General features: G+C 72.4%; 15 protein-coding genes and 1 riboswitch. Of the genes, 3 read left to right on the top strand and 12 right to left on the bottom strand.

The window, feature by feature from the left end:
* Positions 1-22 precede the first annotated feature (22 nt).
* The 7 genes from OHA91_RS22635 to OHA91_RS22605 all read right to left on the bottom strand — a co-directional run bounded on the left by OHA91_RS22635 (position 23) and on the right by OHA91_RS22605 (position 7,275).
* On the bottom strand, positions 23-994 hold the full coding sequence (locus OHA91_RS22635) for a Ppx/GppA phosphatase family protein (protein ID WP_328739857.1): 972 nt from the start codon (positions 992-994) through the stop codon (positions 23-25).
* Positions 991-1,533, bottom strand: a complete 543-nt coding sequence (locus OHA91_RS22630) for a DUF501 domain-containing protein (RefSeq protein WP_031150832.1) — start codon at positions 1,531-1,533, stop codon at positions 991-993. Before OHA91_RS22630 ends, OHA91_RS22635 begins: the two co-directional genes overlap by 4 nt.
* Positions 1,534-1,577: 44 nt before the next feature.
* Complete coding sequence (locus tag OHA91_RS22625; RefSeq protein ID WP_031150830.1) at positions 1,578-2,066, bottom strand: FtsB family cell division protein; 489 nt, start codon at positions 2,064-2,066, stop codon at positions 1,578-1,580.
* Between the two features lie 90 nt (positions 2,067-2,156).
* Positions 2,157-3,443, bottom strand: a complete 1,287-nt coding sequence (gene eno, locus OHA91_RS22620) for a phosphopyruvate hydratase (RefSeq protein WP_031150828.1) — start codon at positions 3,441-3,443, stop codon at positions 2,157-2,159.
* Between the two features lie 272 nt (positions 3,444-3,715).
* The gene (locus OHA91_RS22615; protein ID WP_031150826.1) at positions 3,716-4,423 is read right to left on the bottom strand and encodes a transglycosylase family protein; all 708 of its coding nucleotides are present in this window, start codon (positions 4,421-4,423) and stop codon (positions 3,716-3,718) included.
* A gap of 3 nt (positions 4,424-4,426) precedes the next feature.
* Positions 4,427-4,598: riboswitch (cyclic di-AMP (ydaO/yuaA leader) on the bottom strand.
* A 279-nt stretch (positions 4,599-4,877) separates the two neighbouring features.
* On the bottom strand, positions 4,878-5,822 hold the full coding sequence (locus tag OHA91_RS22610; protein WP_308289027.1) for a transglycosylase family protein: 945 nt from the start codon (positions 5,820-5,822) through the stop codon (positions 4,878-4,880).
* Positions 5,823-5,997: 175 nt separating this feature from the next.
* Positions 5,998-7,275 carry a cytochrome P450 family protein gene (locus tag OHA91_RS22605; RefSeq protein ID WP_266500703.1) on the bottom strand — a complete coding sequence of 426 codons (1,278 nt, stop codon included), beginning with the start codon at positions 7,273-7,275 and terminating at the stop codon, positions 5,998-6,000.
* 179 nt (positions 7,276-7,454) lie between these two features.
* Between OHA91_RS22605 and OHA91_RS22600 the strand changes: the two genes are divergently transcribed.
* Positions 7,455-8,639, top strand: a complete 1,185-nt coding sequence (locus OHA91_RS22600; protein ID WP_328739855.1) for a globin domain-containing protein — start codon at positions 7,455-7,457, stop codon at positions 8,637-8,639.
* 14 nt (positions 8,640-8,653) lie between these two features.
* Here OHA91_RS22600 and OHA91_RS22595 read toward each other — a convergent pair whose 3' ends face one another.
* A complete protein-coding gene (locus tag OHA91_RS22595; protein ID WP_328739854.1) occupies positions 8,654-9,700 on the bottom strand; it encodes a nucleoside triphosphate pyrophosphohydrolase in 1,047 nt (348 codons plus the stop codon).
* Between the two features lie 28 nt (positions 9,701-9,728).
* A complete protein-coding gene (locus OHA91_RS22590; RefSeq protein ID WP_031150816.1) occupies positions 9,729-10,349 on the bottom strand; it encodes a SurA N-terminal domain-containing protein in 621 nt (206 codons plus the stop codon).
* 193 nt (positions 10,350-10,542) lie between these two features.
* Here OHA91_RS22590 and OHA91_RS22585 point away from each other — a divergent pair, with 193 nt between their 5' ends.
* Complete coding sequence (locus OHA91_RS22585; RefSeq protein ID WP_328739853.1) at positions 10,543-12,897, top strand: YfhO family protein; 2,355 nt, start codon at positions 10,543-10,545, stop codon at positions 12,895-12,897.
* Positions 12,898-12,924: 27 nt separating this feature from the next.
* Here OHA91_RS22585 and OHA91_RS22580 read toward each other — a convergent pair whose 3' ends face one another.
* The 3 genes from OHA91_RS22580 to mfd form a co-directional block, all read right to left on the bottom strand.
* A complete protein-coding gene (locus OHA91_RS22580; protein ID WP_031150812.1) occupies positions 12,925-14,508 on the bottom strand; it encodes a serine/threonine-protein kinase in 1,584 nt (527 codons plus the stop codon).
* A complete protein-coding gene (locus tag OHA91_RS22575; protein ID WP_031150810.1) occupies positions 14,505-15,134 on the bottom strand; it encodes a hypothetical protein in 630 nt (209 codons plus the stop codon). The genes OHA91_RS22580 and OHA91_RS22575 overlap by 4 nt, the downstream gene beginning before the upstream one ends.
* A gap of 168 nt (positions 15,135-15,302) precedes the next feature.
* Entirely contained in the window at positions 15,303-18,836 is a 3,534-nt protein-coding gene (mfd, locus tag OHA91_RS22570) for a transcription-repair coupling factor (RefSeq protein WP_031150809.1), read from the bottom strand.
* 257 nt (positions 18,837-19,093) lie between these two features.
* On the opposite strand from mfd, the gene OHA91_RS22565 reads away from it, so the two are divergent.
* Entirely contained in the window at positions 19,094-20,509 is a 1,416-nt protein-coding gene (locus OHA91_RS22565; protein WP_408059178.1) for a DUF2079 domain-containing protein, read from the top strand.
* Positions 20,510-20,523 lie beyond the last annotated feature (14 nt).

Genomic DNA, 20,523 nt, shown 5'->3' with positions numbered 1-20,523 from the left:
CGCCGTTCGGCATTTCCGCGGGTCAGGAGCGCTGCTTGTCCGTCTCGACCTCTTCTGCGGTCTTCCAGGCGATGCCGTCGAGGATGTCGTGTTCCGAGACCACGACCTCCGGGGCACCGGTGCGTTCCATGATGGCCAGCAGGACCAGCGCGCCCGCACCGATCACGTCGACCCGGCCCGGGTGCATCACGGGGATCGCCGCGCGCTCGTCGTGCGTGGCCGTCAGCATCCGCTCGGTGATCGCGCGGACCTGCTCGTAGGAGATCCGGGAGTGGTGGATCTCGGAGGACCGGTACTCGGGCAGCCCCAGCGCGATCGCGGCGATCGTGGTCACCGAGCCCGCCAGGCCCACCAGGGTGCGCGCCTCGGCCAGCGGGACGGTCTCGGCCGCCAGGTCCAGCGCGGCCTCGATGTCGGCCCGGACGGCCGCGATCTGCTTCTCGGACGGCGGGTCGGTGACGACGCCGTCCACCACCAGGTGGCGCTCGGTCATCCGGACGCAGCCCACGTCCACGGAGCGGGCGGCCCGCACGTGGTCGTCGCCGACGACGAACTCGGTCGAGCCGCCGCCGATGTCGACCACCAGGGACGGCCGCTCCAGGTGCTCGTGCGCGGTCAGCTCCCGGGTGGCGCCGGTGAAGGAGAACTCCGCCTCCTGGTCGCCGGAGATCACCTCGGGCTCCACGCCCAGGATCTCCACGACACCGCGCACGAAGTCGTCGCGGTTCTCGGCGTCGCGGGAGGCGGAGGTCGCCACGAAACGCACCCGCTCCGCGCCGAACTCCTTGATGACCGCCGCGTACTCGCGGCAGGCGGCGAAGGTGCGCTCCAGCGCCTCCGGGGCCAGGCGCCCGGTCTTGTCCACGCCCTGGCCGAGCCGGACGATGGTCATCCGCCGGTCCAGCTCGACCAGCTCGCCCGTGGCCGGGTCGCAGTCCGCCACGAGCAGCCGGATGGAGTTCGTACCGCAGTCGATGCCCGCGACCCGGGTCACTCGGCCCCCTCTTCCTTCTTCTCGCCGCACGGCGTGACGCAGGCGCCCTTGGCCCACCACTCGGGCAGCATCGCGAGGGCCTCGTCGCCGAACGGGTTCACGCCGGGGCCGGCGGCCAGGGAGTGGCCGACGAGCACGTGCAGGCACTTGACCCGGTCCGGCATCCCGCCGGCGCTCGGGAAGCCCTGGAGCACCTCGATGGCGTCGCGGCGCCGGATGTAGTCCTCGTGCGCGGCCTGGTAGGCGGCGGCGAGCTCCGGGTCCTCGGCGAGCCGCGCCTGCATCTCCTTCATCACGCCGTTGGCCTCCAGCGTGCCGATGGCGGAGGCCGCGCGCGGGCACGTCAGGTAGTACAGCGTCGGGAAGGGGGTGCCGTCGGGAAGCCGCGGCGCGGTCTCCACCACGTCGGGCTGCCCGCAGGGGCAGCGGTGCGCGATGGCGCGCAGCCCGCGCGGCGGGCGGCCGAGCTGCTGCTCGAACGCCTCGATGTCCGCGTCGGTCGGCTCGGTCCGGTCGGTCTGGGGCGGGGGCGTCTGCATGCCTGGAGGAAGTCTCTTCGTTCTCGTGGATGGGTGCTGCGGTGCTAGTCGTTGGGGCGGTCGGCCTTGTCGACGCCGTCCCAGACGTTGGAGTACCAGGGGCGGTCGGAGCCGGCCTGGCCGGTCCGGTGCGGCTCCGGGGGCCGGGATCCGGGGTCGCCCATGATGTAGCCGACCTCCCCCGGACGCAGGAAGTGCAGGTGCTTGCGCGCCTGCTGCTCCGCGTAGGCGTCGTCCTGCCAGCGGGCCTTCTCGTCGCGGAGCCGCTCCAGGCGGTCCCGCGCTGCCGCGGCGGCCCGCTGCTGCTCCGCGATCTCCGAGCGCTGGGAGACGTACTGGCGCATCGGATACGCGAGGGCGACGACCAGCGTACAGAGCACCAGCACCAGGAGTGCGGCCCTGCCGGTGAGGCGGCTGCGGCGCACCTGCCGGCGCGACTGCGAGCGGTAGACGTGGGCCGCGGTCCGCTCGCCGAGCTGCTTGAGCCGCGTCGCGGTGGAGAAGGTGGAGAACCGATCCCGGTTCCCGGCCATTGGTCCGCCTCCCCTTATGTACGCACTACGCAATACGTCCCCGCACACGGTACGGGACCGAGTGCGGGGACGTACGGAGGCAGAGCGTGATTAGCCCTTGAAGCGCGGGAAGGCGCTGCGGCCCGCGTACACCGCAGCGTCGTCGAGGATCTCCTCGATGCGCAGCAGCTGGTTGTACTTGGCGACGCGGTCCGAGCGGGCCGGGGCGCCGGTCTTGATCTGACCGCAGTTCACGGCGACGGCGAGGTCGGCGATGGTGACGTCCTCGGTCTCGCCGGAGCGGTGCGACATCATGCACTTGAAGCCGTTGCGCTGGGCCATCTCGACGGCGTCGAGGGTCTCGGTCAGCGAACCGATCTGGTTCACCTTCACGAGCAGGGCGTTCGCGGAGCCCTCCTCGATACCGCGGGCCAGACGCTCCGGGTTGGTGACGAACAGGTCGTCACCGACGATCTGGACCTTGGCGCCCAGGCGGTCGGTGATGGTCTTCCAGCCGGCCCAGTCGTCCTCGAACAGCGGGTCCTCGATGGAGACCAGCGGGTACGCCTCGACGAGCTCGGCGTAGTAGTCGGTCATCTCGGCGGCCGAGCGGGACTGGCCCTCGAACTCGTACTTGCCGTCCTTGTAGAACTCGGACGCGGCGACGTCGAGCGCCAGCGCGATGTCCTTGCCCGGGGTGTAGCCGGCCTGCTTGACGGCCTCGATGATGAGGTCGAGCGCGGCGCGGTTGGACTCCAGGTTGGGGGCGAAGCCGCCCTCGTCGCCCAGGCCGGTGGAGAGGCCCTTGGTGTGCAGGACCTTCTTCAGCGTGTGGTAGACCTCGGCACCCCAGCGCAGCGCCTCGGAGAAGGACTCCGCGCCGATCGGGGCGATCATGAACTCCTGGATGTCGACGTTGGAGTCGGCGTGCGACCCACCGTTGAGGATGTTCATCATCGGAACGGGCAGCAGGTGCGCGTTCGGACCGCCGAGGTAGCGGAAGAGCGGAAGGTCCGAGGCCTCGGACGCGGCGTGCGCGACGGCCAGGGAGACGCCGAGGATGGCGTTGGCGCCGAGGGAGCCCTTGTTGTCGGTGGCGTCCAGGTCGAACATGGCCTGGTCGATCAGGCGCTGCTCGGTGGCGTCGTAGCCGACGAGCTCCGGGCCGATCTGCTCGATGACGGCCAGGACGGCCTTCTCGACGCCCTTGCCGAAGTAACGGTTGGGGTCACCGTCACGGAGCTCGATGGCCTCGAATGCACCGGTGGAGGCGCCGGACGGAACGGCAGCACGGCCGGTGCTGCCATCGTCGAGGCCCACCTCGACCTCGACCGTGGGGTTGCCTCGGGAGTCCAGGATTTCCCGGGCTACGACGACGTCGATGGACGGCACGAGCATCTCCTTCTGGGATGTGACGCTGGGTGTGCGGTGGCGTGTCAGGCCGTGGGATGGCCTTGCCGCCTAGAGCCTAACCGGCTTCCGGGGTTCGACCGGCCGACCGCCCGACCCCTGGGACGAAAAAGGGACCGAATACCCCTCTTCCGGGACATACGACTCTTGATCACCGGCTTGCGGGGCCGCACACACCGCCGCCCGGCGCGTGGGGGGAAGGGCGCCGGGCGGTGGGAATTCTGCGTGTGCGTACGCTTTTGCGGCTATTGCCGCAGCGTTCAGCTGAGCTTCAGCTTCTGACCGGGGTAGATCAGGTCGGCGTCCGAGACGATGTCCTTGTTCAGCTCGAAGAGCTGCTGCCAGCCGCCCTTGACGCCGTTGGCCTCGGCGATGGTGCCCAGGGTGTCGCCCGGCTTGACCTCGTACGAGCCGTTGCCGGTCTTCGGCGCGGCCGGAGCCTCGGTGCGCTCGGAGCGGGTGGTCGGGACCTCGGTGCGCTTGGTGTCCTTCTTCGGCGCGGCCTTGGTCTCGGTCTTCTTGGTCTCGGTCTTCTTCGTCTCGGCCTTCGGCTTGGTGGAAGCCGGGGTCTCGGTGGAGCCGCCACCGGTGTAGGACGAGTTCGACAGACCCTTGCCGCAGTGCGGCCAGGCGCCCTTGCCCTGCTTCTTGAGGACCTTCTCGGCCACGGCTATCTGCTGCGCCTTCGAGGCCTGGTTGGCCTGCGCCGCGTACGACTTGCCACCGAACGCGGCCCACGTGGAGGACGAGAACTGCAGTCCGCCGTAGTAGCCGTTGCCCGTGTTGATGGACCAGTTGCCACCGGACTCGCACTGCGCGACCTTGTCCCACTCGGACGCGGTGGCGGCACTGGCGGCGCCCGCGGTCATCAGGGGGGCGGCGACGGCCACACCGGCGACACCGGCGAGCGTGACGATGCGAACGGCCTTGGAACCGCGACGATGCTTGCCCTTGCCGGAAAGCAGCATGAGGTTTCTCCTCACCGACGCCTACGAGGTGAGCTGTCGGGTTCGGGCCTGTGAGTGCCCGGCGGTGCGACCTTGCGCCCCGCTTAACCCCAAGCCGGTTGCGTGACCGTCTCTCAACGGCCGCTCGCGGCACCTACCTTGGTTCCCCCGCTCCTGCCTTCGGCGCTTGACGCGACGACTGTTCCCCCCGTCCGCCGGCAGGATTCGGCGATGCGGTCGAAGGAGCCCGCGGTGGCGGGCGAATCAGAAGGTAGACATGTCCCTCCCCGATGCTCAACCAGGAACATCGGGGAGAAACGGCCCCTACTTGCGCTCCCCATGGGGGTGTTTGCGCAGGTGAGAACGGGGTTTGCGGAACCCCCGGGGCGGGACACGCCAGTTGACCGGAAGAGACACATGTCTCACTTACAGAAAACAGACAATCAGGTCTTTCCGGTCGAACCAACTGTCCTTATTAGGTGGTTAGATCCAGGTTCTGCCCGGGCTTGATCAGGTTGGCGTCTCCGCCGATGACCTGCTCGTTGGCCGCGTAGAGCCCGCTCCAGCCGCCCTTCAGGCCCTTGGCATCCGCGATGGTCGCCAGGCTGTCGCCCGCCTGCACCGTGTAGACGGGGTCCGACGCGGCATCGGACGGGGCGCCCTCCTCGGGGGAGGGGGCACCGCGGTGCTTGCCGTTGCCCTCGGCGGGAGTGGCGTCCGGGGTCGCCGGGGTCGTCGGTGCCACGGGGGCGGTCGGGTCGGCCGGGGACGGACTGGGGGTGACCGGCGGGGTCGTGGGCGCCGTCGGGTCCGCCGGGAGGGTCGGGGCCGTCGGGTCGGCGGGGGTCACCGGCGGGGTCGTCGGGTCGGTCGGGGCGACCGGGGTGCCCGGGTCGGCCGGCGGCGTCGTCGGGACGTCGGGCGCGGGCATGACGGGCAGTCCGACGGACGGAGCGTCGGGAATCAGGAAGGGGCTGCCCGAAGGGCTCGGGGTCTCCGCGGTCGGGAGCCCGAAGTCCGTGGCCGGCTTGCCGCCCGTGGTGGAGGGCACCGTGTCGTCGGGGCGGGACGGCGCGGGGCCCACCGCACCGGGGCTGCCCGGCAGACCGGGGTCGACGACGGCGGCCGGACCCTGCTGGTCCAGTCCGGCCGAGGCCGCGCACAGCGGCCAGGCCTGCGGGCCCTGGGAAGCCAGCACACGCTCGGCCACGGCTATCTGCTGCGAGCGGCTCGCGAGGTCGGCGCGCTCGGCGAAGTCCAGACCGCCGGCGTTCTGCCACTGCTCCTGGGTGAACTGGAGACCGCCGTAAGCGCCACTGCCGAAGTTGGCGCTCCACGAGCCGCCGCTCTCGCACTCGGCCACCTTGTCCCAGGTGGTGGTGTCGGCAGCGGTCGCGCTGGTGGCTGCCAGCAGCGGCATGGCCAGCGCAGAGCCAGTGACTCCGGCTGTGACAACCAGCGCGGGGACCTGGCGGGGGCGTCTGTGACGGCCGTTCCCGGAGAGCATGAGGGATCACCTTTCGCATAACAGCGGGGTAACGGCAGAACCTAGCGGCCTTCGAACGATTGTCACAAGTTCAAGCTGAATCTGACTTTTAATCAGATGTCGCACAAGTGTTTTGAGCCGTGAAGCGAACGGGAAGAGTGCGTAGCCCTCGCATGATCAACCCCCCACGCCAGCGCAGGTCTTGGGGTGGAACGGCCAGTTCCAGATCGGGCAGGCGCGTCAGCAGGGTCGCGAGAGCGGTCTGCCCTTCGAGCCGGGCGAGCGGCGCGCCCAGGCAGTAGTGGATGCCGTGCCCGTACCCGAGGTGCTGGTTGTCGGTCCTGGAGAGGTCGAGGGTGTCCGGATCGGCGAACCGCTCGGGGTCCCGGTCGGCGGCCGCGAGGACGACCAGGACCGGATCGCCGGTCTCGATGCGCTCGCCGCCGAGGGTCAGCGGCTGGGTCGCGAACCGCCACGTCGCCAGCTCCACGGGGCCGTCGTAGCGCAGGAGTTCCTCGACACCGGTGGCCAGCAGCCCGCTCTCCCCGGCGGCCAGGGAGCTCTGCAGCCGCTCGCGCTGGACGGGGTTCATGAAGAGGGAGTGGACGCCGTTGCCGATGAGGTTCACGGTCGTCTCGAAGCCGGCGAAGAGCAGGATGAAGGCCATCGCGGTGGCCTCGCCCTCCGTCAGGTGGTCGCCGTGGTCGCTCGCCCGGATCAGGTCGGAGATCAGGTCGTCGCCCAGATCATCCCTTTTGCGGTGGATGAGTTCGCCGAGATAGGTCCGCATCTGCTTCACCGACCGGGCGACGCCGCCGCGCGGGCCGCCGCCGTGGCGGATCATCATCCCGGCCCAGTCGCGGAAGTCGTCCTGGTCCTCGCGCGGTACCCCGAGCATCTCGCAGATGGCGTAGATCGGGAGCGGGAAGGCGAACTCGTGGATGAGGTCCGCCTCCCCCCTCGCCGCGAACCCGTCGATGAGGTGGTCGGTGAGCGCCTGCACCCGCGGGGTGAACTCGGCGACCCTGCGCGGGGTGAACGCCTTCGACACCAGGCGCCGCAGCCGGGTGTGGTCCGGCGGGTCGATGTTCAGCAGATGCGTCATCAGCTCCGCCTTGCGCTCCCCCGGGATCCCGGTCTTGCCCTTGGCGTGCGCGGGCTCCGCGTGGTGCGCCGGATTCTTGCTGAGCCGCTGGTCGGCGAGGGCCTGGCGGGCGTCCGCGTACCGGGTGACCAACCAGGCGTCGACCCCGCTGGGGAGCTTGGTGCGGTGTACCGGCGCGTTCTCGCGCAGCCACGCGTAGGCCGGGTAGGGGTCGGTCGCGAACTCCCACGTGAAGAGTTCGGGCGCCGCGCCGACGGAGGGAGGGGACGACTGATCGTGCATGTCCCCGACAGTAGCCGCCGCGTCCCGGCGGACCGGCGCGGGCCGCGACCCGCCGATTCGTCATCCCATATGACTGCTTCGTCGCGGCTGTCCGCAGATCGGACAACGCTTGACCTCGCCCCGTCCGGCACTCCTACTTTCGGTTGGTGGATGTGAGGATCTTGAAAAGCAGTTTCGCGGTGGTGGAGAGACGGGCCGAGCACGCGGTCAAGTTCTTCTATTCGCACCTCTTCTGGCACAACCCCGGAGTCCGCGACCTCTTCCCGGTCTCCTCCGAGGACATGGAACGCCAGCGGGACCGGCTCTTCGCCGCACTCACCCACGTCGTCTCCCGCCTCGACGACGAGACCCTCGGCCCCTACCTGCGCGACCTGGGACGCGACCACCGCAAGTTCCTGGTCCGCCCCGAGCACTACGCGGTCGTGGGCTCCAGCCTGCTCGCCGCGCTCGCCGAGACCTCCGGCGACGCCTGGACCCCGCAGGTGGAGAAGGCGTGGACCGAGGCCTACCAGCGGATCGCCGACGCCATGCTCGCCGGCGCCGACGCGAGCGAGGCCCCCCCCTGGTGGGACGCGGAGGTCGTGCGCCACCTCCAGTACGGGCGGGACATCGGCGTGCTGACCCTGCGGCCGCACGCCCCCTTCCCCTATCTCCCCGGCCAGTACACGAGCGTGAGCAGCGAGCGCGTCCCCAGGACCTGGCGCACCTACTCCCTCGGCAACGCCCCCCGCCCGGACGGCACCGTCGACCTGCACGTCAGCCGGATCGACGGCGGGCGGCTCAGCACCGCCCTGGTCCACGAGACGCGGCCCGGCGACGTCCTGAAGCTCGGCGCCGCGGGCGGGGCGCTGACCTTCCGGCGCTCGGACCGCCCGGTCAGCCTGATCGCCGCCGGCACCGGCTGGGCCCCGATCCGGGCCATGCTGGAGGAGCTCGCGGACCGGCCGCCCGATCAGGACGTACGGCTCTTCGTGGTGGCCCGCGACGGCGCGCACCTCTACGACCGGCCGCTCATCGACGCGTACGGCACCTCGTGCGGCTGGCTCGACGTCACCTACATCACTCCCGCGCCCGGCCGGCACCGCAACGAGGCCACCGACCGGCTCGCGACGGCGCTGTGCAACCGGGGGCTCTGGCCCGACCAGGACGTCTACCTCAGCGGGCCGCCTCAGTTCATCGACGAGACCGCCCGGCTCCTGGAGGGGCTCGGCGCCCGCCCCGGCCGTCTCTTCCACGACTCCGTACCCGCCGGGGGCACCGGCAACGGGCCGGGGGGCCGCCCGCTGGGCTTCGGCGAATGGTTCCTGAACCGCCCGGCACCGCACTGGCACGACCCCTCGGCCCGCGTCCCCAGGGAGTACTGAACGGACGGGAGGAACTACCGCGCGGGGGCTCCGACGCCCTCGGCCGCCCGGATCGCGTCCCGGTAGACGCGGGCCGCCGCGCGCAGCGCGGTCTCGGGGTCGACGCCCTCCGCCTCGGCGCGCGCCGCCAGTTCCAGCAGTTCGTACCCGATGCCCTCGCCGCGGGGCAGCTCCACGGCCACGCCGCCCGCACGGGCCCGTCCCGCGAGTTTGGCCGCGAGCGCCAGGCCCGGCTGGCCCACCGGGACCCCGTCGGTGACCGACTCCCGCCGCTTCTCGACCGCCTTGGTGCGCTGCCAGTGGGCGTGGACGTCCTCCGGGGTCTCCGCCTGCTCGTCGCCGAAGACGTGCGGGTGCCGGTGGATCAGCTTCTGCACGAGGGCCCCGGCCACGTCGTCGATGGAGAAGGCCCCCAGGGCCTCCCCGTCGTCCTCGCCGTCCTCGCCGTCCTCGCCCGCCGGGACCCCCTCCTCGGCGATCCGGGCGTGGAAGACCACCTGGAGCAGGACGTCGCCGAGCTCCTCGCGCAACTCCTCCCGGTCCCCGTCCTCGATCGCCTCGACGAGCTCGTACGCCTCCTCGATCGCGTACTTGGCCAGGCCCCGGTGGGTCTGCCGGGAGGTCCACGGGCATTCGCGGCGGACCCGGTCCATCACCTGGACCAGGTCCAGCAGGCGCGCCCCCGGCAGGTCGTAGGAGCCGGGCAGCAGCTCCAGGTCGGGCATCGAGACCCGGCCGGAGCCGGCCAGCCGGGCCAGCCCGTCGGTGAGCCGCTGGTCGCCCTCGCCGCCGGGGAGCACCACGACCGTGCGGCCGCCCGCGCAGGCAGCCACCAGCTCGTGCGCGTCCGCAGCCGTGTGCTCGACCTCGACGCCCGCCTCCCGCAGGTACGGCAGCTGCGGGTGGCCGGGGTCGGCGCACAGCACCCGGTCCGCGGCGTGCAGGGTCTGCCACGCCGGCCAGGACAGCACCCCGGGGGCGACCCGGTGGCTGGTGGTCAGGAGGACGATACGGCCGGTGGGCTCGGCGGCGGCGGCGGTGGACTGGGAGTGGTCGGTCACCCTCCGAACCTACCTCCGCCGGCGGACGTCAGGCTCCGGCGGGTTCCTGCTCGGGCCGGGTCCGCTGGGTGATCCATGCGGTGTCCGCCGGGCCGAGGCCCACCTGCTTGGCGTCCCAGGCCCCGTAGCGCGGGTTCACCTCGATGTGGAGGGCCTCCGACGCCTTGGTGAGCGGCTCGATGATCCTCTCCTCGCCGAAGCGCTCGCTCAGCTTGTCGAGCAGCAGCCGGAAGCGCAGGTCCTCGTCGATCTGCCCGGGCGCCAGCGGGACCCGGGCCTGGAGGGCCAGCTGCTCCAGTGCCGCCGCGCCCTTGTCGCCCTCCTGCGCCTTGCGGGCGTCCTCGATCTCCTTGGTCGTGACCGAGATGCCCGCGTCCTCGGCCGCCCGCTCCAGCACCCGCAGCTGGATCATCTTGCCGAGCTTGATCCGCTCCAGCTGCGGGGTGTTGGCGATGAGCGTGGCGGCCTGCTCGGACCGGTTCTGTGCGGTGCGGACGTCGTTCACCTGGGCCTGGAGCGCGGAGGTGGTGATCCGTTCACCGCCGACGACGGCCGCGGTGCCGGGCCGGGTCTCGCCCGAGCAGGCGGACAGCAGGGGCGCCGCCACGAGCAGGGCGGCGGAGACGGAGAGCGCAGTGCGACGGTGCAAAGGAGCCTCCAGGGCCGGGAGATTGTGCGTCAATGCACAAGGGCCGTGCGGTGATCGATGTTATGCAGTAAGGGTGGCCCGGGCCACCGGTTCGACCAACGATTCGCGGGGTGTCCGGGGTACGTGTCTGTTCGTGTCGCAGCCACTCCGCGGCCATCCCCGCTTCCCTCCGTGCTGCCAGGGTCGGCCCACCATGTCGACACCGCACCGCTCGCCGCGCCGCGCCAGTCTGTCCGGTTCGGCGCTCGCCGCCCTGCTCACGGCGGTGGCCGTGTGTGCCGGAGACGCCGCCGCCCGCGTCTTCCCGTACGGATCGCGCCACCGCAGCGTCAACGACCTCGGCAATCAGTTCGTACCGTTCCACGCGCACCTGTGGGACCTCCTGCACGGCCGCGCGCAGGGCGGACTGCTGTTCAACTGGCAGTCCGGATACGGCACGAGCTTCCTGCCCGACCTCGGCACCTATCTGACCAGCCCGCTCTCCGTCCTCGTCGCCGTCTTCCCGCGCGCCGACATCGACCTGGCCGTGTACGTCGTCACCGTCCTCAAGACGGCGGCCGCGGCGGCTGCCATGGCCTGGCTGCTGCGCACCCTGCACCGTGGGCCGTGGTGGGCGGCCGGACTGCTCGGGGCCTCGTACGCGCTGTGCGGCTGGTCGGTGATCGAGGCCTCCTACAACCCGATGTGGCTGGACGGGCTGATCGCGTTCCCCCTGCTGTGCCTGACCGGTGAATGGGCCCTGCGCGGGCGGCGGGTGCTGCTCGCGCCGCCGGTCGTGGCCGTCTGCTGGACGGCGAACTTCTACACCGCCTACATGGCGACGCTCGGCGCCGCGCTGGTGCTGCTGGTACGGGTGGTGCTGACCCGGGAGGGCGTGCGGACCCGGATCGCGGTGATCGCGCGGGCGGCAGGAACCACCGCGGCGGGCATCGCTGTGGCGGCGCCGGTCCTGCTGCCGCTGTTCCTCAGCTCGGGGCAGGCCTACCCGGGATGGGTCAAGGAGTTCCGGCCGGTGTCCTGGGCGGACCTCTTCGCGCGGCTGCTGCCCGGGACGTACTCCTTCTCCTCCCCCGCCGTCTTCGTCGCCACCGGCATCCTGCTGCTGGTCGCCGCGCTCCCCTTCCACCGGTCACTGCCGCTGCGCGACCGGCTGTGGTGGACGGGACTGACGGCGGCCGTCGCGCTCTCCCTGCAGTGGGCGCCGACCCATCTGGCCTGGCACCTGTTCGCCACCCCGAACGGCAGCCCGTACCGGCAGACCTTCGTCCTGGCCGGGATCGCCGTCATCGCCGCCTGGACCGCGCTGGAGCGCGGCCTGCCGCGGCTGCCCGCGCTGGCCGCGGGGACGGGCCTGCTGGCGGCCGCCGCGCTGTGGGCGCGCACCAGCACCCTGACCACGACCTGGGGGTACGCGCTGTTCGCGGCCGGCCTGGCGCTGGCGGGCGCGGCCTGGTGGGCGCTGCGCCACCGCCGCCTGGCGCTCCCGGCAGCCGCCGTGCTGGCCCTGGTCCTGCTCGCGCAGGCCGCGGCGACCACCGCCTTCGGCCACAAGGGCAAACTGGGCGGCCTCGACGACTACCCGTCCTGGGGGCAGGGCCACACCGCGCGCGCCCGGGCCCTGGCGGCCGCCGAGGGCTGGCCGGCGTACCGCACCGACCCCAGCCGGCCCGCCCTGTCCGGCAACGACCCGCTGCTGCTGGGCGGGGAGGGCGGCTCCTACTACAGCAGCCACACCCCCGAGGTGTTCACGCGGACGATGGTCGCGCTCGGCGCCGGCTGGACCTCACGCGGCCGCAACGTCCAGAGCATCGACAACCCGGTCACCGACGCCGTCTTCGCGGTCGGCGCCCGCCTCCAGCCGGACGGCTCGGTGCTGCGCGCCGAGGTGCCCCCGCTGGTGACGACCCGCCCGACCGGCGCGGCCCTCTCCTACGGCGACTCGCCCTTCGCCAACCAGGAACTGCTGCTGGGTGCCCGCGTGTACGAGGACCCGCTCGCGCCCGGGGTCTGCCGCGCGGGCACCGAGGCCCACCTGTGGGCGCCGGAGTACAACGCGACGGCCCGCCTCGCCGACGGCCCGGCCTTCCGGCTGAACGGCAACGCCCCCCGCAACCGGGCCGCCCTCCAGCCGATGGGCGTCTCCCGCGGCGCCTCCTCGGCGCTGGTCTTCGAGGCGGCCCCGCCGCCGCGCTGGACCCTGTCCTGCCTGGACCGCCCCCGACTGGACGCGGCGGTGGCCGCCCTGCGCGCCACGGCCGCGACCTCGGTCCGGGTCGGCTCCTCCGGCGTCCGGGCCGACCTGCCCGCGGGCAGCACGGGCACGGCGGTCCTCTCCGTCCCCGCGATCGCCGGCTGGACCTGCAACGACCGCCCCGCATCGACCCACCTGGGACTGGTCGCGGTCCCCCTCGACCCCGGCACCACGCGGGTAGCCTGCTCCTTCCGCCCGCCCGGACTGCTCCCCGGACTGTCGGTCGCGGCGGTGGCCCTGGCACTCCTCGCGGTCACCGCCCTGCGCACCCGCGGCGGCGGCCGCCGGCAGCCGTGACGGGGCCGCACTGCGACGGGCCGGACGTCAGCGGACCTGGCTGAGCCACTGCAGGGTGCGGCGTATCTCCGACGGGAAGGGATGGGCCGGGCCGTGCAGGCGTTCCGCGTCGAACAGCAGCCGGGCCAGGGTCTCGTGGGCCGCCGGACGGTCGCCGAGGGAGAGCAGCAGGTGCGCGATCCGGCGGCGGATCTCCAGCGGCAGGGCCTGGTCCGGGTTGGCGTAGCGGTTCTCGAAGTACGGGAGCAGCGAGCGGTACTCCGCCAGGGCGGCGGCCGGCTCGCCGAGCTGCTCCAGGCACTGCGCCGCGTCGTAGCGGAACCGCAGCGCCTGGGGGTCGCCCGCCGGGAACTCCTCGGCGAGACGCCGCAGTTCGGGCAGGGCGCGGCGGTACTGCCCGTCGTCCATCAAGGTGGCCGCGTACTGCTTGCGCAGGGAGCGGACCACCGGTGAGTGCTCGCCGTGCTCGGCGGCCGCCGCCGGGAGGATGCCGCCGAGGATGTCCACGGCCTGCGTGAGCCGGCCCTGGTCCAGGAGCGTGCGGGCCTGGTCCACCGCGCCCGGGATGTCGGGCTTCTGCGGCACCGGAACCGGCGCGGGGGTCCGCGTCGGCGTCGGCGCGGACGTGGGCGGCACGGGGGTGCCCGTCGGCGTGGACGCCGGCGGGGCGGTCGGCCGCGGCGGGATCACCGCGGCCCGGTCCGGCCAGGGTGCCTGGGGCCGTACGAAGGGCCGGGTCGGATCGAGCGGGCCGGACGCGCCGCGGCCGTCGCGGGCCGGCAGCAGCGGGGCGAGCGCCTCGTAGACCTCCTGCGCCGAGGACGGCCGGTCCTGCGGGTCCTTGGCGAGCAGGCGCATCAGGAGCGCCTCCAGCTCCTGCGGGACCTCCGGGCGCTGCGGGCGCACCGGGACCGGGGGCTCGTACAGGTGGCGGTGGAGCACGCCCAGGGCGGTGGACCCGGCGAAGGGGACGTTGCCGCTGAGGAGTTCGTAGAGGAGCACGCCGAGCGCGTACAGGTCGGTGTACGGGCCCACCGCGCCGCTCATCGCCTGCTCGGGCGCCATGTACGCGGGGCTGCCGATGGGCGTGCCGGTGCTGGTGAGGCGGGTGGTGTCGGTGTCCATGACCGAGGCCACGCCGAGGTCGAGGACCAGGACGGTGCCGTCCGGGCGGACCATCACGTTGCGGGGCTTCAGGTCGCGGTGGACGATCGGCACCGCGTGCACGGCCGACAGGACCGAGCACAGCTGTGCGACGACCGCGACCGCCCACTGCCACGGGTAGGGGCCGTGGGCGGCGAGGTGGTCGGCGAGGTCGGAACCCTCCACGTAGCCCATGACGAGGAACAGCTCGTCGCCGTCGCTGCCCGCGTCGTGGACGGTGACCAGACCGGGGTGGTCCACCTGCGCCGTGACCCGGCACTCGCGCACGAAGCGGCGGCGCAGCTCCTCGGCGACCGTGCCGGGGCCGGCGACCTTGTCGGGGCGCAGCAGCTTGACGGCGACCCGCCGGTCCAGGCGCCGGTCGTAGGCCGTCCAGACCTGGCCCATGCCGCCCTGTCCCAGGATGCTCGCCAACTGGTAGCGGTCTCCGATGAGGCGGTCGGTCACTGCTGCGGGTCCCGGAAGGCGGTCTGGTTCGGGTCCTGGTGGTGGCCGCCGGGCGGCGGGGTCTGCTTGCGCAGCAGCTCACTGAGCTCGTCGAGTTCGGCGCGGACCTGCCCGATGCGTGGGGGCGGGGTCGGCTGCGGCGGCACCTGCGGGACGGCCGGCGTCTGGCCCGAGACCACGGTGGGGGCCTGGGCGTGCGGGTAGCCGTAGGAGGGCGAGGTCTGCTGCGGGTGGTTGTACGGCGCGGCCTGCCCCGGGTACCAGGGCGCGGGCGCCGCGGACCGCAGGGCCTCGTGGTGCTTGATGTCGGCGACGAGGAAGTACACGCAGACCGCGAAGCCCGTGAGGATCGAGCCGCCGGCGCCGAGGTTGCCCTGCCAGCCGTTGACGTCCGGGGTGGGGTCGATCTGGATGAACGTCATCCAGACCACGGCGAGCACACCGCTGAGCACCAGCAGCGCCCAGTCCCGGGACTTGCGGGTGACCAGCGCGAGCCGCAGCATCGAACCCCAGGCCAGGAAGCCGCAGCTCAGGATGGGCAGCAGCATGAACACCACGCGCAGTGTCACCACGCCGCCCGAGGTGGACTGGGGGGCGTGCTGCGGCGGAAGGCCGGGGCCGTGCATCGCTGCTCCTGACGGGCCGTGCGGAAGAGGTTTCGGTCTGAGGGTATACAGCGTTCCCGGCCATCAGTGAGGGGATGCGCGCAACCGTTGCAGGGTCGCAGCACGGCACCCGCCGTGGTGGGGGCCGCGGCCGGGGAGCCCTCGCTCCCCGGCCGCGGCCGCCGGTGCCTACGAGCCGAGGATGGTGGTGAGGAACTCGCCGGTCCAGGCCAGCAGTTCCCGGCCGACCACCGGCTTGCCGCCGATCTTGCCCGCCTTGGGGCGGGGGATCAGCACCTGCGAGGTGGCGGGCTTGAGCACCGACCCCGGGTAGAGGCGCCTCAGCCGCAGCTCCTGCGACTCGCGCAACTCGACGGGCCCGAAGCGGATGTTGTTGCCCTGGAGGGTGATGTCGCCGACCCCGCAGGCCCGCGCCAGCATCCGCAGTCCGGCCACCAGCAGCAGGTTCTCCACCGGCTCCGGGAGCTTGCCGTAGCGGTCGGTGAGTTCCTCGCGCACGGCCTTGATGTCCGCCTCGGAGGTGGCGGAGGCGATGGACCGGTACGCCTGCAGGCGCAGCCGCTCGCCGGGCGCGTAGTCGTGCGGGACGTGCGCGTCGACCGGCAGCTCGATCTTGACCTCCAGCGGCGGCTCCTCCTCCACCCCGCCCTCGACCGCGGCCCGGTAGTCGGCCACGGCCTCGCCGACCATGCGGATGTAGAGGTCGAAGCCGACGCCCGCGATGTGACCGGACTGCTCTCCGCCGAGCAGGTTGCCCGCACCGCGGATCTCCAGGTCCTTCATCGCCACGTACATGCCGGCGCCCATCTCGGTGTGCTGGGCGATCGTCGCGAGCCGCTCGTGCGCGGTCTCCGTCAGCGGCTTCTCCGGCGGGTACAGGAAGTACGCGTACCCGCGCTCGCGGCCGCGTCCGACACGGCCGCGCAGCTGGTGCAGCTGCGAGAGGCCGAAGTTGTCGCCGCGCTCCACGATGAGGGTGTTGGCGTTGGAGATGTCGATGCCGGACTCGACGATCGTCGTCGAGACGAGCACGTCGAACTTCTTCTCCCAGAAGTCGACGACGACCTGCTCCAGCGCCTGCTCCGACATCTGGCCGTGCGCCGTCGCGATCCGCGCCTCGGGCACGATCTCGCGCAGCTTGGCCGCCGCCCGGTCGATGGACTCGACCCGGTTGTGGATGTAGAAGCACTGGCCCTCGCGCAGGAGTTCACGGCGGATGGCCGCGCCGATCTGCTTCTCCTCGTACGGGCCGACGAAGGTGAGCACCGGGTGGCGCTCCTCCGGCGGTGTGGTGATCGTCGACATCTCGCGGATGCCGGTCACCGCCATCTCCAAAGTGCGCGGGATCGGCGTCGCGGACATCGTCAGCACGTCGACGTTGGCGCGGAGCTTCTTCAGCTGCTCCTTGTGCTCGACGCCGAAGCGCTGCTCCTCGTCGACGATGACCAGGCCCAGGTCCTTGAACCTCGTCTCCTGCGAGAACAGCCGGTGGGTACCGATGACCACGTCCACCGAGCCCTCCCCCAGCCCCTCCAGCGTGGCCTTCGACTCGGTCTCGCTCTGGAAGCGCGACAGCGCCTTCACATTGACCGGGAACTGGCTGTAGCGCTCGGAGAAGGTCCCGAAGTGCTGCTGCACGAGGAGGGTGGTGGGTACGAGGACGGCGACCTGCTTGCCGTCCTGGACGGCCTTGAAGGCCGCCCGGACCGCGATCTCGGTCTTGCCGTAGCCGACGTCGCCGCAGATCAGCCGGTCCATGGGGACCGACTTCTCCATGTCCTCCTTGACCTCGGCGATGGTGGTGAGCTGGTCGGGCGTCTCCGCGTACGGGAAGGCGTCCTCCAGCTCGCGCTGCCAGGGGGTGTCGGGGCCGAAGGTGTGGCCGGGGGCCGCCATGCGCGCGCTGTAGAGCTTGATGAGGTCGGCGGCGATCTCCTTGACGGCCTTCTTCGCGCGCGCCTTCGTCTTGGTCCAGTCGGCGCCGCCGAGCCGGTGCAGGGTCGGGGCCTCGCCGCCGACGTACTTGGTGACCTGTTCCAGCTGGTCGGTGGGGATGTAGAGGCGGTCGCCGGGCTGCCCGCGCTTGGCCGGCGCGTATTCGACCAGGAGGTACTCGCGGGTGGCGCCCTGCACCGTGCGCTGGACCATCTCGACGTAGCGGCCCACACCGTGCTGCTCGTGGACGATGTAGTCGCCGGCCTCCAGGGTCAGCGGGTCGATGGTCTTGCGGCGCCGGGTCGGCATCCGGCCGAGGTCCTTGGTGGCGGTGCGCTGGCCGGTCAGGTCGGTCTCGGTGAGGACGGCCAGGCGCAGCACCGGGTCGACGAAGCCGTTGTCGATCGAGCCGCAGGCGACGTGGACCAGGCTCGGCTCCAGGGCGCGCAGTTCCGGCTCCAGCCGGGCGGCGATGCCCTCGCCGGCGAGCACCTCGACGGTGCGGGCGGCCGGGCCGTGGCCCTCGGTGAGGTAGACGGTGTGCCAGCCGTCGGCGATCCAGCCCTTGGTGTCGGCCAGCGCGCGGGCGGTGTCGCCGCGGTAGGCCTCCGGGGCGCGCATGCCGAGCTTGAGGGTGTCCGAGCCGGACGCGTCCTCGTCGGCGGCGAACGGGGAGATCGACCACCACATCATGTCCAGCTCGCGGGCCCGGTCGCGGACGTCCGCGATACCGCGCAGCGAGGCCGCGCCGACGTCGATGGGGGCCTCGCCGCCGCCCGCGGTGGCCGCCCAGGAGGCCATCAGGAACTCCTGGCTGGTCGCGACGAGGTCGGCGGCCCGGGTCCGTACCCGCTCCGGGTCGCAGACCACGGCCATCGCCCCGGCGGGCAGGACGTCGATCAGCAGCTCCATGTCGTCGACGAGGACCGGGGCGAGGGACTCCATGCCCTCCACCGCGATCCCCTCGGCGATCTTGCCCAGCAGTTCGCCGAGCTCCGGGTGCGCCTCGGCGAGGGCCAGGGCCCGCTCGCGTACCGCGGCCGTCAGCAGCAGCTCACGGCAGGGCGGAGCCCACAGCCCGTGCTCGGCGATCTCCAGGGAACGCTGGTCGGCGACCTTGAAGTAGCGGATCTCCTCGACCTCGTCGCCCCAGAACTCCACGCGCAGCGGGTGTTCCTCGGTGGGCGGGAAGACATCGAGGATGCCGCCGCGCACGGCGAACTCGCCGCGCTTCTCGACGAGCTCGACGCGTGCGTACGCGGCCGCGGCCAGGGCCTCGGTGACCTCGCCCAGATCCGCGGTCGCCCCCTGCCGAAGGCTCACCGGAACCAGCTCTCCCAGGCCCTTGACCTGTGGCTGGAGCACGGACCGGATGGGCGCGACGATCACGCTCACGGGACCCGCGGCCGGGTCGTCCTTGCTGGGGTGCACCAGTCGGCGCAGTACGGCCAGCCGGCGGCCCATGGTGTCGCTGCGCGGGCTGAGCCGCTCGTGCGGCAGCGTCTCCCAGGACGGGTAGTCGGCCACCTCGTCGGGCGGCAGCAGGGAGCGCAGCGCGGCGGCCAGGTCCTCGGCCTCGCGCCCGGTGGCGGTGACCGCCAGCACGGTCCGCTGGGTCTGCCGGGCCAGCGCGGCGATCGCGAAGGGGCGCGCGGCAGCCGGTCCGACGAGGTCCACGTGCATGCGGTTGCCGTCACCGGCCGCGGTGACCGCCTCGGTGAGGGCGGCGTCCCGGGTGACGGCGTCGAGCAGTCCGTGCAGGCTCATGAGGAGGCTTTCCGTCCGGTGAAGGGGCAACGCGAAGGACCCGACACGTCGTACGGGCCGGGGGTTCCCACCCTACGACGGCGCCCACGGCGACGCGCGAGGGATTCGGGCCATGGCTCGGACACGGGCGCGGGCGCGGGCCCCTCGTCATCCTGGAGGCGTTGCTCCCGCTTTACGATGTTCGGGTAACCACCGCCTGAACTCGCCGCGTCCTTACCCGCAGGAGTTCACGCCGAACGGCCGAGGAGCACGAGTCCGTGACGAGCGATGCCATAGCCCGCCCGGCACAGGCGGCCCAGGCCCCTCCGAGGGCGGCCACGCCCCGATGGGCCGGACCCTGGCTGGTGGCCGCCGGGCTGTTCCCCGTCTACCTCGTCCTGTCCGTCGGCCGGTTCCGGCGCATGGACTGGGCCTCCTGGGACCTGGGGATCTTCGAGCAGGCGATCCGCGCGTACGCCCACCTCCAGGCGCCCGTGGCCGACCTGAAGGGGCCGGGGGCCAACATCCTCGGGGACCACTTCAGCCCGATCATCGCGCTCGTCGCCCCCGTCTACCGGGTCTTCCCCGGGCCCGTCACGCTGCTGGTCGTACAGGCCGCGCTGTTCGCGCTCTCCGCCGTCCCCGTCACCCGGGCGGCCGCACGGCTCCTCGGCCGGCCCCGCGGCATCGCCGTCGGCGTCGCGTACGGCCTGTCCTGGGGCATCCAGCGGGCGGTGGAGTTCGACTTCCACGAGATCGCCTTCGCCGTGCCGCTGCTGGCCTTCGCCCTGGAGGCGGTCCTGGCCCGGCGCTGGCGGGCCGCCCTGCTGTGGGGGCTGCCGCTGCTCCTCGTCAAGGAGGACCTCGGCTTCACGCTGGCCGCCCTGGCCGTCGTGGTGGCCTGGCGCAGCCGCACCGCCGACCGGCGCACCGCCGTGACCGCGCTCGGCATCGCCGCCGCGGCCTGCGTCTTCGCCGTACTGGTGTTCACCGTGTTCATACCGGCCTTCGCGACCGACGGCTACGGCTACTGGCACAAGATCGACGGGGCGGGGCCCTTCGCCGGCACCGGTACGAAGCTGGCCACGCTGGGATGGGTGCTGATCCCCACCTCCGGGCTGCTCGCCCTGCGCTCGCCGCTGCTGCTGGTCGCCGCCCCCACCCTCGGCTGGCGGTTCCTGTCCGGGGACGACCACTACTGGTCCACCGACTGGCACTACAGCGCCGTGCTCATGCCCGTCGTCGCCCTCGCCCTGGTCGACGCCATCGACACCGTCCGGCGCGGCGAGCGGCCCTGGCTGCGCTCCTACGCCCTCCAGCTGCCCACGGCGGTGCTCGCCGCCTCCCTCGCGCTGGCCCTGACCAGCATGCCGACGGCCAAGCTCACGGAGGCGTCCACGTACGAGAAGCCCGACCGCGTCGTCGCGATCGAACGGCTCCTCGACCGGATCCCCGACGGGGCCACCGTGGAGGCGGACACCACCCCGCTGACCCGGCTGACCTCCCGCTGCCGCGTCCTGTGGATCGGCGGCAGCAAGGGCGTCGTCCCCGACTGGATCACCATCGACAACGGGAACAAGTGGGCCGGGGAGGACCCGACCCACTACGCCTCCCAGCTCCACCCCGGCGAGCGGTACACCCTCGTGGGCGAGGCCGGCGGGATCGTCCTGATGCAGCGGGACACCACCGGCTGACCCGGCACCGGCCC

The organism is Streptomyces erythrochromogenes, from assembly GCF_036170895.1.
GTDB classification, from domain to species: Bacteria; Actinomycetota; Actinomycetes; order Streptomycetales; family Streptomycetaceae; genus Streptomyces; species Streptomyces erythrochromogenes.
Note: the sequence above shows the minus strand (reverse complement) of the source record. Positions and strands in the feature narration are given on the sequence as shown.